This window comes from Corynebacterium sp. ACRPS (assembly GCF_022346005.1).
GTDB lineage: Bacteria > Actinomycetota > Actinomycetes > Mycobacteriales > Mycobacteriaceae > Corynebacterium.
Map to the genome: position 1 here is coordinate 14,519 of NZ_JAKRMY010000006.1, position 14,306 is coordinate 28,824.

Consider the following 14,306-nt stretch of genomic DNA (forward strand, 5'->3'; position numbering starts at 1 on the left):
GGGTCGCAGCGCAGGAAACTAGCGGAAATCGCGGGAGCCGCGGGAGAGGAAATCGCCAAAATCCAGCGGCTCAAGCTTGTCTGCAACCACGCTTACCGCGCCGGTGGCATTTTGCACGATGCCGCGGATGATAAGGGCGCGGGCGGTGCGGGCGAGCACCTTCTGCCGGGACCACAGCCCGGGCGAGACCATGACATTCATCAGGCCGGTTTCATCCTCCACGCCCAAAAAGGTCAGGCCGGAGGCGGTGCGCGGGCGCTGGCGGTGCGTAATGATGCCGGCGATGCGTACGCGTGTGCCATCGGGGACGTGGGGAAGGTGGGAGGAAGGCAGGACATCGCCAAGCGCGGCCCTGACTAACTCCATAGGCTGCTTATCGTGGGTGACGCCGGTGGCGGCGACATCGGTAGCCATTAGCTCGAAGGCCGACATGCCGGGCAGGTGCGGCGAGGCGAGCGCGGAGGTGCCCGGCAACATGCCCTCGCGCTCGGTGGCGGCGACGCCAGCCTGCCAAAGCGCTTGGCGACGCTCCAACCCCAAGCACTCCAGCGCCCCCGCCGTGGCCAGCGCCTCCACCTGCTCCACGCTGAGATCCGCCCGGCGCGACAGATCGGAGACGCCGCTAAAGGGCGCGGCGGCCTCCACGCGCTCGGCGGCCTTATCCCCCAGCCCCTTGATGAGGTTGAGGCCCAACCGGATCTCGCCGGTGGGCAGCGCCCTGGCCTGCGCGCCGGAGTCGTTGATACTCACTGGCAGCACGCGCACGCCGTGACGCCGGGCGTCCTGAATGAGCGACTGCGGCGAATAAAAGCCCATGGGCTGCGCGCGCAGCAAGCCCACGCAGAACTCCGCCGGGTAGTGATGTTTGAACCACGCGGAGAAATACACCAGCGAGGCGAAGGACTGCGAGTGCGATTCCGGGAAACCGTAGGCGGCAAAGGCGGTGATCTTGGCCCAGAGCTTCTCCGCGACCTCGCCATCGATGCCGTTGGTGGCGCGCAGTCCCTCGAAAAAGCGGCTGCGCAGCGCGGCCATCTTGGCCGGCGAGCGCTTCGAGCCCATGGCGCGGCGCAGGTCATCGGCCTCGGCGCCGGTAAAACCGGCGGCATCCACCGCAATCTGCATCAGCTGCTCTTGAAAGAGCGGGATCCCCAGGGTCTTACCCAGCGATTTCTCCAGCACCGGGTGGTCATAGGTCACGGGCTCGAGGCCATCGCGCCGGCGCAGGTAGGGGTGCACGGAACCGCCCTGGATGGGGCCGGGGCGGATGAGCGCGACCTCCACCACGAGGTCGAAGAAGCAGCGCGGTTTGAGCCGCGGCAGCGTGGCCAGCTGCGCGCGGGACTCCACTTGGAAGACGCCGACGGCATCGGCGCGGCAAAGCATGTCATAGACCGCGGGTTCGGCCAAGTCGAGCTCCCACAGGCGCACCTTGCGACCGGTGGTGGCGCGCACGGCATCGATCATGTGGTGCAGCGCCTCCAGCATGCCGAGGCCCAGCAGATCGAATTTCACCAGCCCGGCGGCGGCGCAATCGTCCTTATCCCATTGCAGCACGGAGCGGCCTTCCATTCGGGCCCATTCCATCGGCACCACGTCCGCGATCGGCCGGTCACATAAAACCATGCCGCCGGAGTGGATGCCGAGGTGGCGCGGCTGGTCGAGGAATTGCTCGGCGAGTAAGGAGACATCGGCAGGCGGCTCAGCTATGCCCTTTGACCACGCATCGGCCGAGCCCTGCGGGTAGCCCAGCGCGCGGGCGGCGTCGCGGGTAGCCCCCTTGCGGCGGTAGGTAATGACGTTGGCAACCTGTGCTGCGCGGTCGCGGCCGTGGGTGCGATAGACGTACTGGATGACCTCCTCGCGCCGTCCAGATTCGATGTCGATGTCGATATCGGGCGGGCCATCGCGATCCGGCGACAGGAAGCGCTCGAAGAGCAGCTGCGCCGAAATGGGCTCGGCGTTGGTAATGCCCAGCGCGAAACAGACGGCGGAATTGGCCGCCGAGCCGCGCCCCTGGCAGAGGATATTTTCCTGGCGGCAAAAATCCACCAGGTCGCAGACGATGAGGAAGTAGCCCGGAAAGCCCAGCTGCTTGATGATGCCCAGCTCGTGCCGCATCTGCTTTTTCGCCTTGGCCTGTATTTCGGGCGGGCGCGAGGCGTAGCGCTTTTTACCGCGCCGCCACACCTCGTGTTCGAGCCAGCTCATCTCGGTGTGCCCCTCTGGGACGACAAAGTCCGGCAGGTTGGGCGCGAGGGCACCCCAGGTAAAGGAGCACTCGCGGGCAAGGCGCACGGTTTCGGCGATAAGCTCGGGCCGGCCGGGAAGCAACTGGGCCATCTGCTCGCCGGAGCGCATCCAGCCTGCGCCCATCGGGTGGGCATCCGGTGCGGCTTCCTCTAGGGATTGGCGGTGCGCCAAGGCGCGTTTGGCGGCGGCGAGCCGTACCTGGTCGCGCGTTGCTGCCGCAGGTCGAGCGGTTGCTATGGCGCGGAGATTATTGTACTTATCCAGGAAACTGTGGTGATCCGCATCTTCGGGAGACATTGTGCACGCATATTCGAGAACTATGCTGTCTATTTTTATTCTTTCGAGAACGTGATCGATTTTTTGTATAGCCTCCCACCCCAGCAGGAAAAAGCACTCTTCCTCCAGCTCGCGCGCCACGGCATCTAGGGGCGGGTACGCGACACTCCCCTTCTCGCCGGCGTCCATCCGCGCGCGGGCAATAAGGCGCGAGAGGCGACGATAGCCTTCCGGCGTGCGCGCCAGCACGGTCACTGGGGCCTCAGCGAGGGAAAGCTCCGCGCCATACATGGCCGGAAGGCCCGCTTTAGCTGCGGCTTCCGCAAATTTCATCAGGCCGTAGAAGCCATCCCGATCCACGACGGCCAACCCCTCGAGGCCAAGCTCTAGGGCGCGGGCGACCAGCTCTTCCGGCTCGGCGGCGCCATCGAGAAAACTATAGGAACTTACCGCATGTAGCTCCGCAAAGGGCACAGCGGAGCGCCCGCGCTGGACGGGGTCATCGCCGCCGCCAAGGTGATGTACGGCGGCGGGCGCGGCGGTATCCTTGCCGGATAGTATCCTTTCTAAACGCGACCACGGTAGCGCCTTTCCACCATTAAATTTCACCCTTCACAGGGTAGTGTCGAATCAGTGTTCTATACAACCCGGCGCGATGAGACGTGTTCAATAGACAAAGCGGTTCGCTTATTGCTAGATTGCTAAACGGTCAATTTATTTAAACTCCTACATGTAAGGGGACCTCATGCAGATTCGTCGCGCAGCGGCCACTACCGCCGCCGTTACCGTCGCCGCCACTAGCCTCGTGGCCTGCTCCTCCGACGCAGATGATGACAAGACCATCGCCGTTGGCACCACCGATGATGCAAAGCAGGCCTGGGTTGCCTTTGAGCAAGAAGCCAAGGACGCCGGCTACGACATCGACATCAAGTCCTTCTCGGATTACAACACCCCGAACCAGGCCCTGAACCAGGGCGAGCTGGATACCAATAACTTCCAGCACCTGAAGTTTCTGGCCGAGTACAACCACGGCAACGGCACCAACCTGGTGCCCATCGTTGCCACCGAAATCGTGCCGCTGGCGCTGTTCTGGAAGGGCCACGACTCTCTCGACGGCATCGAGGGCGAAGAAGTTGCCATCCCGAATGACTCCACCAACCAGGGCCGCGCCATCAACGTGCTGGTCCAGGCTGGCCTTATCACCTTGAAGAAGGACGGGCTTATCACCCCGACCCCGCTGGACATCGATGAGAAGAAGTCCAAGGTCAAGGTCGTGCCGGTCGATGCCGCCCAGACCCCATCCGCACACGGCGAGGGCACCCCGGCGATTATCAATAACTCCTTCCTGGAGCGCGCCGGCATCGACCCGGCCACCGCCGTCTTCCAGGATGACCCGAACTCCGAAGAGGCAGAGCCTTATATCAACGTCTTCGCCGTTCGCGAGGAAGACGCCGATAACGAGGACATCAAGAAGCTCGCCGAGCTCTGGCACTCCGATGCGGTACAAAAGGGCGTCGACGAGGACTCCGCAGGCACCTCCGTCGAGGTCGAGCGCACCCCAGAAGAACTCCAGGAAATCCTGGACAAGCTCGAAGCAGATTTGGACTAATCACCCTTGCCTTCTACCCCGCCGGTTTTCACCCCGGCGGGGTTTGGCACTTCCCCGCTAAGGACGCAACCCGTGGCAGATTCCACCCAGAACGGCACTCGCATCGAGTTCCGCAATATCACCAAGGTCTTCCAGCAGAAAAAGGCCGAGGTCAAAGCTCTTGACGATGTCTCCTTGACCGTCGATTCCGGCGAAATCATCGGCATCATCGGCTACTCCGGCGCCGGCAAATCCACCCTGGTCCGCATGATCAACGGCCTGGACACGCCCACCTCCGGCGAATTGCTGCTCGATGGCCAAAATATCGTCGGCATGTCCGAAAAGAAGCTGCGCGGCATCCGCCGCAATATCGGCATGATCTTCCAGCAGTTTAACCTCATGAACTCCCGCACTGCGGCGGGCAATATTGAGTACCCGCTGCAGCTGCAGGGCATCGGCAAGCGCGAGCGCCAACAGCGCGTGCAGGAGCTGCTGGATTTCGTTGGACTGGGAGATAAGGGAAAAAGCTACCCGGAGCAGCTTTCCGGCGGCCAGAAGCAGCGCGTGGGCATCGCGCGCGCCTTGGCCACGAATCCGTCGCTGCTGCTTGCCGACGAAGCCACGTCCGCCCTCGACCCCACCACCACGCAGGAGGTCCTCGACCTGCTGCGCCGGGTGAATAAGGAGCTCGGCATCACCATCGTGGTCATCACCCACGAAATGGAGGTCGTGCGCTCCATCGCGGATAAGGTTGCGGTGATGGAAAATGGCCACGTCGTGGAGCAAGGCAGCGTCTACCAGGTCTTTTCCAATCCCCAGACCGCCGTGGCCGCCAAGTTCGTCGCCACCTCGTTGCGCAATGAGCCCGACGTGGTGGAAACCGATGACCTGCTTGCCCACGAAGGCCGCCTGTTTACCATCAACCTGACCGAGGAATCCGGCTTTTTCGGCGCCGCCGCCAAGCTGAAGGATGCGGGCGTATCCATCGCCGTCGTCCACGGCGGTATTACCACCTTGCAGCAGCACTCCTTTGGCAAGCTCACCGTGCGCTTGAGCGGCGACGACGCCGCCATCGAAGAGTTCTACCGCGCCCTATCTGCCACCACTCAAATTGAGGAGATTGAACGATGAACGTCAACTATCTCGCCGCCGCCGACTGGGACCGCTTGGGCGGATCGCTTGTCGATGCCATCGTCGACACCCTCATCATGGTCTCGACCACCCTCGTCGTCGCCGGCATTCTGGGCCTAGGGCTCGGCATCTTGCTCTATACCGCCCGCCCGGGCGGCATCCTGCAGAATAAGGCCGTCTACCTGGTGGTCAACCTGCTGGTGAACTTCGTTCGTCCCATCCCGTTTATTATTTTGCTGGCGTTTGCGCAGCCGCTCACCGTCGCCGTGATGGGCGGGTCCATCGGCCGCGAGCCGGCCACCTTCGTGATGGTCATCGCCGCCACGTTCTCCGTAGCGCGCGTGGTGGAACAAAACCTCGTGGCCATCGACCCAGGCGTTATCGAGGCCGCCCGCGCCATGGGCGCTTCACCGTGGAAGATCATTACCTCCGTAATCATTCCGGAGGCCCTCGGCCCGCTGATTCTGGGCTATACCTTCCTGTTTATCGCCATCGTGGATATGTCCGCCATGGCCGGCTACGTCGGCGGCGGCGGACTGGGTGACTTCGCCATCGTCTACGGCTACCGCGCCTTCGAGTGGGAAGTCACCGTCGTGGCCACGCTTATCATCATCGTGCTGGTGCAGGCCGCGCAGTTCTTCGGCAACTGGCTCTCCTCCAAGGTTATGCGCCGCTAATAAGCTCCACGCCCGTGGCTACAAGCGCCTTGCCGGTCTTGGGCGCGTCGCCGCAGGAAGAGACCACTCCTTCCACGGCGCGCTGCTCGAGCGTCACGCTCCACCGCCGGCCATCGGCATGCGTGACCACGGGGCCCTGTTTTTCGTCCTCTGCGTGGAGCTGGCCGTAGTAGAGGTCCTCGGAGTCATCGATAAGCTCGCGCGCTACCGCCAACTCCGCCACCTGGCCGCGCGGGCCGAAGATGCCGCGCCCGCGATTGACCGGGTAGAAATACTTTCCTTGCGCCGCCGCCGCAATCATCTGCGCGGCGGCTTCTTTATTCATCCGGCCAAAGGAATAGGCCCAGGGCATGAGCATGACCGAGGGCGCGAAGCGGTGCCCCTTCGTGTGCGAGGTTTCCCACACCATATCCGGGTAATCCTCCACCAGCTCCGCGGCGAGCGGCCGGCCCTTCACGGCGCAGCACTTATCGCGCTTAGCATGGGTGCACACCAAAACCAGCGGCGTATCGAGGGTTCCTCCCCCGTTGCGGCCTGGCGCGGTGAGATCCAAATCCAGGATCTTTTCCGGGCCGGTCAAAAGGATCAATTCCATCACGCCCTGCTCGGCCCACACCAGGTAGCACCGGTGCATGGTGCCGATTTGGCGGCCATCGCGGCCGGGGCGACGAATCAATTGCAGCCCGGCCTGACCGTTGAGCTTTTCCTTCAGCTGGGCCGTGAGCTCCGGGCCAAAAGTATCGCCATCAAGCACATCGCGCGACCAGCCGCCGGGCCACTCAAAGAGGACAAACACGGACTCTTTTTTCGCCGTGCCGGGCAGCGGTTCCACCTGGTAATCTGAACAGAAATCGGTCATGTACCCTAGCCTAACCTGTCTGCAACTCAGCTCACATATTTGGCAACAATTCGGTCAAGATCTGCCCCCAACGATAGGCAGTAATTACTAGAAATTATACTCTAGTGGTCATGTATAAAGCCCGCCTCTCGCTCCTGCTTGCCGCCGCAGCCTTCCTCACCGGCTGCAGCACCGAATCAGCGGATGACACCACCATGGCGGCCTCTGTGGGAAACTCGCACATCAACCCTCTGGGTGAGGCGGATATGAGCATGAAAACGCTGCGCCCTGAGGCCCCCTCAGAACTCGTGGTGACCAAGGTGCGCGTGGGCCAGCACGATGGTTTCGAGCGCGCCGTCTTCGAGCTTGAGGGCGAAGGCTCCCCGGGCTGGTTCGTGGATTATGCCGATAATCCCAAGCAGCAAGGCTCCGGCCAGCCCATCAACTATGCCGGCGATACCGCGCTCAATGTCAATATCGACGGCGTTGTCTATCCGTTTGAGGCGGGCATCGACGAGCCGCGCATCGGCATCGTCGAGGCACCTGCCGGTGGCGTTATTACCCAAGTGGTCAACGGCCGCACCTATGAGGGGCGCAGTCAGTTTGTCATCGGCATGAACCAGCGCAAGCCTTATTCCGTACAGGTACTAGAAAATCCCACGCGCCTCGTGGTAGATATTCGCTCCTAATACGTCGCCTCCACGCGCCAGCGCCCCTCTGACCACACCAAGAGCCAGGCGCGCTGGCGTTGCTCCCGCTCAGCCTGGCCCACAATTTGTAGCCGCGCCGCGTGCTGCGGCTTTTCGGTCCACCACTGCGTATCCACCGGCCACGGGCCAGCCCAGCCGATGACGCGGTAGCGGTGTGCGCCCCACCCGAGCGCCACGGGTACAGAGGATAGGAGGGCCTCGGCGGTGACGATGACGTCCCGCGCGGCGGCATCGATAAGCCGAATGCGCGCGGCCGGGTGGTTCGGCCCACCGCCTAGGCGCGCGGGAAGCGGCGCGGGGAGCCTGCCCGGCCAGCTGCCTTGCGGCGTGGCATCGCGCTGCTCCCCATAGGGAACGTACTCGATACGCTCGGCCACCCCGCGGCCACCGGCGGCCCGCGGCTGCAAGACGCGATCTATGCCCAACTGCGATTGCACGCGCGAAATTACCCGCTTGACTTGTTCCTGTGAGGCATCCCCGCCCCATAGGCCATCGGCCTGCGGCCTAGCTACCTCCACAGGCTCGAGCACCAGCCGCACGATCGCGGCACCGTCCTTGCCGCTCGAACGCGCCGCCGTAAGCCACCCATCCAGCTGCCAGCGCACCCGGTTCGCGGTCGCTTGCTCCGTCAACGCCTCGTGCGTGCGCCATACCCGGGCCACAGTTTCACCAGTGGCCAGCTCCGCCACCACGCGCAGGCGCACGCACACCACTTCCGCTTCCGCCAACCGCACGTGCAGCTGCGCGGCCAAGTGCCGAGCCACGAATGCCGCCGCATCCACGCGCTCGATGGATTGCTCGCTGCTCACGGACAGATCAGGCCGCGCCATTTCCGGGGACACGCGCTGGTCCGCCCGCGCGTGCGCCACCTCATGCGCGCGTTTTCCCTGCTGCCCAAACCGGGTAACCACCTGCTTAAACGGCAGCGCCGCCACATCACCCAGCCGGCGCACGCCCAATTTCTGCAGCTGGGCCACAAACTCCGCAGAAAACCCCAGCGCGGCCTCCGCGGCTAAAACACTCACGGGCTGGGCAGCCAAGAAATCCCGCGACTCTCCCTCCGGCACCACCGCGCCTACCCCGCGGTGCCGAGCCGCGATGATGGCCGTGGCAATCTCGTCTGCCACACCAAGGGTGGAATCAAAACCGGCGTGCGCGGTGGCATCGGCAAGCATCTCCAACGCCTCCGGCCCGTGGTAGCGCAGCGCCGCCCCCGCATCCACGATGGCCAGGCCGGGCCGCAGCACCTCTACGGACGAGGCCACGGCATCCAAGCCCGCCGCAATCTCCGCGAAGGCCGCGCCGTCCCTATCCGGGTTCGCCTCCATCACCTTTACCTCAGGGCAAATCGCTTGGGCCTGGCGCAGGCGCATCCCGCGCCGAATGCCGGCCCGGCGCGCCGCGCTATCGCAGACCAGCACCGCATGATTGCGCGCAACCAGCACCGGCCCCGCCTGCGCAACCGCCTGAATGGGCCAATCCGGAAACCACACCGCAGCCACCCTCATACGGCCTCCAACCTGCGGGCTTCGCCCATGGTGAGACTGCCGCGCGCCGTGCCCTTTTTCGAGTCCACCGCAAGATCGATATCCACGCCGCGGATGCGCCCGCTGCCCTTGCCGATGCCCCGATACGTACTCACCTCCGCCCCAATGCGCACCGCGGTGCCCGGCAGCCGCGCACCCACGGTCAGCACCGCGGCCTGCCCGCCGCGGATCTTCGCCCACACCGGCCGCGCCTTGGCCGGGCTCAGCTCGCCGGGCGGGCCATGGTGGATAATAAGGTCCATGCCCTCTGCCAGCACGCTGGTTACTGCCCATGACTCCAGGCCCGGATCGGGGACGGTGACCACGTTATTGAGCTGCCCTATTTCGGCAACCTGTGCGAGAGAAAGATCCGGCCACCCCACTATCCCCACATGGCCCCCGCGGGCCGTAAGATGGCAGATAAGCTCCACCACGAGCGCGGGACATTCCGCGCACGAGACCACCTTCCGCCGGGCGAGCCCACCTGCGGGAAGTAGCCGCGCCAGCTGGGGAAGGGTGTCTACCAGCTCGTCTTCATCCTCCTGCTCCATCGCCTGCATGCGGGCGCGCAGCACCGCAACGCGGTCGGGCCTATCCAACCCTGCCACCGCTTTTTCCAGGCGAACGTTCGTTTGACTCACCCATACAGTATGAACCCCCAACCGGACACATGCAACTGTATGTTCGAATGGTAGCCTTAAGCGCATGAACCTGAACGAGGCCTACGGTGCTATGCGCGAGAATCCAACCCCCATCCCCACCCCGCCGTGGGTGCGCCTCGGATCCTCCATCCTGCTCGGCGCCACCGTCGCGCTGCTGACCACCCGCACCCATTTCTTCGCCACCCTATCTGGGGCCGCGGTCTGCCTCGTGGCGGCCTTCGTCTTGGTCTTTGCCCACCCCTACCGCCGCGAGATGCGATCCTATGCCGACCGGCACGATGCCGATCTCATCCCCACCATCGCGCAGCTAGTCCCGCTGATGATTCTATGGCTCCTCATCATGCTCGCGCCCATCCTAGGCCTGCCCGCGTGGGGCTCGGCGCTGGTGTGGGTTGCGGTCTCATGTATAAGTTTTATCGCCTTCCCCCACGTGGATGGCACGCGCCGGCTGGCCTTCGTCTAATCCATGCGACACTGCGGGGACTTATCCACAGGATTTCCCCGAGTTTTCGCGCTGCGGATCCGGGTTATCCACAGTTTGTGCCCTTGCGGTTGCCCTAGCAATTGAGCGCGGGCTGCTACCGCCCTAGCGTAGGCGGCATGAACGCACTCGAGACCTACCTCACCGCCCTCGCGCCCGGCATGGATATCATCGCCGCGTGCCGCGGTCTATCTGGGTCTGAGCTCATGGAGCGCGGCGCGCCCGATACCATCGCCGCCGACCTGCTCCTTTTGTGCGAAAGCTACTACGGCCGCACCGCCTTTAGCCGGATGCAGCGCCGCGCCATTGCCGATGCCCGCACCAACGCCCACCCCATTGCCCTCCTCGCCGGCATCGAGCGCGTGGTTAATCGCGCGCCCAGCAAGAAGCAGGCGTGGGAGCTGCGCGCGGAATGCTGTGCGATGTCCGCGGAGATGAGCGCCATTATCAAACACGCCCGGCGCCGGGTGCGCGAGATGAAAAAGTCCACGGTCAGCCCCGGCGTGCGCACCTATCGGCGCCCCAATGACTACTGGACGCTCGCCATTACGGGTACCTCCCGCTTCATTGCGGATCTGCAGGGCGCGATTACGGCCGCCGATAAAAAGCCGCTGCAGGCGGTGGAAGATATCTTCTTCGGTACAGGCAGCGCCGCGCGTTCCACGGTGGTCACCAACGCCGTCGTGCCGCTGGAGAAATTCATTCGCATTCGCGATGGCCACGGCGACGACGTGCAGCTCGATCTCACCAATGGCGCGACCATGTCCGGAACCGAGTACCTGCGCCGCGTGCTTAACGATGCCGGCTATTCCGCCCCCGGCCTCAGCGGCAGCGGTGACGGTGAAACGGGCTATGTCACCCTCGTACATCCGGTGGAGGGGCCGGTCAACCTCTACCGCACGGCGCGCGTGGCCACCGATAAGCAGAGGATGATGGCGGCCGCGGAAAATCCGCGCTGCGCCTGGCCCGGATGCAATCAGCCGGCCGATTTATCCCAGGTCCACCACCTCACGGCCTGGAGCCGCGGTGGGGAGACCAATATGAACAACCTCGTCGTGTGCTGTGCTTACCACAACGGCATCAACGACGACGATCCCAATGCCCCGCCCCGGCGCGGGCGGCTAGAAAGAGTGGGCGGTCGCATCGTCTGGCGGCCACCGGTGACACCCCGTAACTAGCCGCAGGCATGCGAAAAGGCGCTCAAGCACTGAGCGCCTTCTACGCATGCCGTTTTGTGGTTTTTACTCCCACTCGATGGTTCCCGGTGGCTTGGAGGTGCAATCCAAGACCACGCGGTTGACGTCCTTAACCTCGTTGGTGATGCGGGTGGAGATCTTCTCTAGCACGTCATACGGCAAGCGGGTCCAGTCCGCGGTCATGGCATCCTCGGAAGATACCGGGCGCAGCACGATGGGGTGGCCGTAGGTGCGGCCATCGCCTTGGACGCCGACGGAGCGGACATCGGCAAGCAGCACGACCGGGCACTGCCAAATCTCCTCGTCCAAGCCGGCGTTGGTCAGCTCGGTGCGGGCAATCAGATCCGCCTGGCGCAAGGTCTCGAGGCGATCCTCGGTAACCTCACCAATGATGCGGATGCCCAGGCCGGGGCCTGGGAAGGGCTGGCGGCCGACGATCTCTTCCGGCAGGCCCAACTCGCGGCCCACCGCGCGCACCTCGTCCTTAAAGAGTAGACGCAGCGGCTCGACGAGCTCGAACTCGACGTCATCTGGGAGGCCGCCGACGTTATGGTGCGACTTAATATTGGCGGTACCGTCGCCGCCGCCGGATTCGACGACGTCCGGGTACAAGGTGCCTTGGACGAGGTAGTCGACGGTGGAGCCGGCGGGGGCATCGGCAAGCACGCCGGCCACGGCGCGCTCGAAGGAGCGAATGAACTCCGCACCGATAGCCTTGCGCTTTTCCTCGGGGTCGCTAACACCCGCCAGCTTCTTGAGGAAGGCCGAACGCTCGTCGGCAGTGACCAGCTTGGCGCCGGTCGAGGCCACGAAGTCAGTTTCGACCTGCTCGCGCTCGCCCGCGCGCAGCAGGCCGTGGTCGACGAAGACGCAGGTCAGGCGATCGCCGATGGCGCGCTGCACCAAGGCCGCGGCCACGGCAGAATCCACGCCGCCGGACAGGCCGCAAATAGCGCGGCCCTCCTCGCCTACTTGGGCGCGAATATCCGCGATGAGCTGCTCGGCGATATTATCGGCGGTCCAGTTTTGCTCCAGACCGGCAATCTCCGTGAGGAAGCGGGTAAGCACTTCTTGGCCGTGCGGCGAGTGCAACACCTCTGGGTGGTACTGCACGCCGGCCATCTGCTTGGCCGGGCACTCCATCGCGGCGACGGGGGCGCCGGCGGAGGTAGCGGTTACGTCGAAGCCCTCGGGGGCGGCGGCGACGGCGTCGCCGTGGGACATCCACACCTTGTGCGTGGGCTCGAGGCCCTCGTGCAAGATGCCGCCCTTGACGTCGATATCGGTGCGGCCGTATTCACGCTCACCGGTAGACGATACGGTACCGCCGAGAATGTGGTTCATGGCCTGGAATCCGTAGCAAATGCCGAAGACCGGAACGCCAAGCTCTAGCAGCTCAGGCTTGAGCGCCGGGGCGCCGTCGGCATAGACGGACGACGGGCCGCCGGACAAAATGAGCGCGGCGGGGTCCTTGGCTTTGATTTCCTCGATGGAGGCGGAGTTGGAAACAACCTCGGAGTAGATTTTGGCCTCGCGCACGCGGCGGGCAATGAGCTGCGCGTACTGAGCGCCAAAGTCCACGACGAGGACTGGGCGCAGGGTAGTATTTGGCTTAGTCACGCCCCATAGTCTAACCCATAGGCCCCGCGGCCCAGGAAGCGCTTACCTATGTGGGGCATTGCGGCGGCTTTCGCGCCGTGGGGCGCGGGCCGCACAGGCAACTCGCCATGCAAGGGGGGCGGGAGTGCAGCTGCGAGGGGCGCAGCGGTGCGGCGCGGGTCCCGCACGATGCGAGGCGCGCCGCGTGCTACTTAATAGCGCACCGCGAGCTCGACCTTCTGGAACGACTTCAGGTCGGTGTACCCACACTTTGCGAGGGCACGCCGCAGCGCACCCACAAGGTTGGTGCGGCCGAATGGCTCGCTTGATGGGCCATGCAGCACGGTTTCCAGGCTCGGCGCAGCCGCGGGTGCGGCATCGCCTGCGGTAAGAAAATCCACATCGAGGTCGGTATCGACGCCGGCGAACTGCGCATATCCGCGCGGGAACCGCGGGTGGCCTGCGGTAGCCGGCCAGTACCATCCCCTACCGCCTGCCTCTCGGGCCTGGGCGAGAAGGGGGCCGAGCGCGACGCTATCGGCACCGCAGGCAAAGGCCTTGGCGATGGTCCCGGAGTTATCGAATTCCGCATCCGCAATGATGTGCACGTAGCGACCTTCGGTCTCGTCGAGGTAGTCACGGCGGGCCGCGGCGGCATCGGCAATGGCGGTGGCCATGGCGGTATCGATGCCGACGGTTTCCGCGTTGGTCGTCACGCCCGCGCCCACGATGACGCCGGCCGCCCCTGTGCGCATTAGGTGCAGCGCCGTGGTGTAGTCCGCCACGCCACCGGCGATGACGGGCACTTCGAGCGAGCCGATAAATTCCTTCAGGTTCAGCGGCTCGCCGCCCGTGGCGACGTGCTCCGCGGACAGCAGCGTGCCCTGGATGAACAGTAACTCGGCCCCAGCCGCAATGGCCTTCGGCGCCATCTCGCGGGCATTTTGGGGCGAGACGCGCACGGCGACGGTCACACCGGACTCGCGCACTTGGGCAATGCGGGAGGCAAGGAGGGCATCGTCAAGCGGGGCGGCGTGCAATTCCTGGATGGTGGAGTTATCGCCCGGCTGGGAATAGATGCGTGCCAAGGCACCCTCAAGGTCCTCGTGGCGGCCCCACAACCCTTCGGCGTTGATGACGCCGAGCCCGCCCTGCTGGCCCATCTCGATGACGAACTCGGGCGTGGCGAGCGCATCGGTGGGGTGCGAAACGAAGGGGGTATCGAAGGTATAGGCATCGATATTCCACGTGGTATCCACGTCCTTGGACGAGCGCGTGCGGCGCTGGGGAACGATGGAGACCTGGTCTAAATCAAAGGTGCGGCGGGCCTCGCGGCCGATGCCGATTTCGGCGTATTCACGCATGTTTG

12 protein-coding genes are annotated in these 14,306 nt (G+C 64.5%); 6 read left to right on the forward strand and 6 right to left on the reverse strand.

From position 1 onward, the window contains the following. Window positions 1-18: 18 nt before the first annotated feature. A complete protein-coding gene (locus MHX65_RS04600) occupies window positions 19-3,138 on the reverse strand; it encodes an error-prone DNA polymerase (RefSeq protein WP_239269017.1) in 3,120 nt (1,039 codons plus the stop codon). A 136-nt stretch (window positions 3,139-3,274) separates the two neighbouring features. Here MHX65_RS04600 and MHX65_RS04605 point away from each other — a divergent pair, with 136 nt between their 5' ends. From MHX65_RS04605 to MHX65_RS04615, 3 genes are all read left to right on the forward strand, one after another. After that, the gene (locus MHX65_RS04605; protein WP_239269019.1) at window positions 3,275-4,138 is read left to right on the forward strand and encodes a MetQ/NlpA family ABC transporter substrate-binding protein; all 864 of its coding nucleotides are present in this window, start codon (window positions 3,275-3,277) and stop codon (window positions 4,136-4,138) included. A 72-nt stretch (window positions 4,139-4,210) separates the two neighbouring features. After that, complete coding sequence (locus tag MHX65_RS04610; protein WP_023025305.1) at window positions 4,211-5,248, forward strand: methionine ABC transporter ATP-binding protein; 1,038 nt, start codon at window positions 4,211-4,213, stop codon at window positions 5,246-5,248. Beyond that, window positions 5,245-5,925 (forward strand): methionine ABC transporter permease, encoded by a 681-nt coding sequence (locus MHX65_RS04615; protein WP_005277229.1) that lies wholly within the window; start codon window positions 5,245-5,247, stop codon window positions 5,923-5,925. Before MHX65_RS04610 ends, MHX65_RS04615 begins: the two co-directional genes overlap by 4 nt. Here MHX65_RS04615 and MHX65_RS04620 read toward each other — a convergent pair. After that, on the reverse strand, window positions 5,912-6,784 hold the full coding sequence (locus tag MHX65_RS04620) for a sucrase ferredoxin (protein WP_239269021.1): 873 nt from the start codon (window positions 6,782-6,784) through the stop codon (window positions 5,912-5,914). The two genes, MHX65_RS04615 and MHX65_RS04620, sit on opposite strands and share 14 nt — an antisense overlap. A 110-nt stretch (window positions 6,785-6,894) precedes the next feature. On the opposite strand from MHX65_RS04620, the gene MHX65_RS04625 reads away from it, so the two are divergent. After that, window positions 6,895-7,452, forward strand: a complete 558-nt coding sequence (locus MHX65_RS04625; RefSeq protein WP_239269023.1) for an AMIN-like domain-containing (lipo)protein — start codon at window positions 6,895-6,897, stop codon at window positions 7,450-7,452. On the opposite strand, the gene MHX65_RS04630 is transcribed toward MHX65_RS04625, so the two are convergent. Then, window positions 7,449-8,981 (reverse strand): DNA polymerase Y family protein, encoded by a 1,533-nt coding sequence (locus tag MHX65_RS04630; RefSeq protein WP_239269025.1) that lies wholly within the window; start codon window positions 8,979-8,981, stop codon window positions 7,449-7,451. The genes MHX65_RS04625 and MHX65_RS04630 overlap by 4 nt on opposite strands. After that, complete coding sequence (locus MHX65_RS04635; RefSeq protein ID WP_239269128.1) at window positions 8,978-9,607, reverse strand: hypothetical protein; 630 nt, start codon at window positions 9,605-9,607, stop codon at window positions 8,978-8,980. The genes MHX65_RS04630 and MHX65_RS04635 overlap by 4 nt, the downstream gene beginning before the upstream one ends. Before the next feature lie 97 nt (window positions 9,608-9,704). On the opposite strand from MHX65_RS04635, the gene MHX65_RS04640 reads away from it, so the two are divergent. Further along, window positions 9,705-10,124, forward strand: a complete 420-nt coding sequence (locus tag MHX65_RS04640) for a hypothetical protein (protein ID WP_005277210.1) — start codon at window positions 9,705-9,707, stop codon at window positions 10,122-10,124. Between the two features lie 137 nt (window positions 10,125-10,261). Further along, a complete protein-coding gene (locus MHX65_RS04645) occupies window positions 10,262-11,320 on the forward strand; it encodes an HNH endonuclease signature motif containing protein (protein ID WP_239269027.1) in 1,059 nt (352 codons plus the stop codon). A gap of 63 nt (window positions 11,321-11,383) precedes the next feature. On the opposite strand, the gene guaA is transcribed toward MHX65_RS04645, so the two are convergent. Both guaA and MHX65_RS04655 read right to left on the reverse strand, forming a co-directional pair. Then, a complete protein-coding gene (gene guaA, locus MHX65_RS04650; RefSeq protein WP_239269029.1) occupies window positions 11,384-12,958 on the reverse strand; it encodes a glutamine-hydrolyzing GMP synthase in 1,575 nt (524 codons plus the stop codon). A gap of 191 nt (window positions 12,959-13,149) precedes the next feature. Beyond that, entirely contained in the window at window positions 13,150-14,301 is a 1,152-nt protein-coding gene (locus MHX65_RS04655; RefSeq protein WP_239269031.1) for a GuaB3 family IMP dehydrogenase-related protein, read from the reverse strand. Window positions 14,302-14,306: the final 5 nt, after the last annotated feature.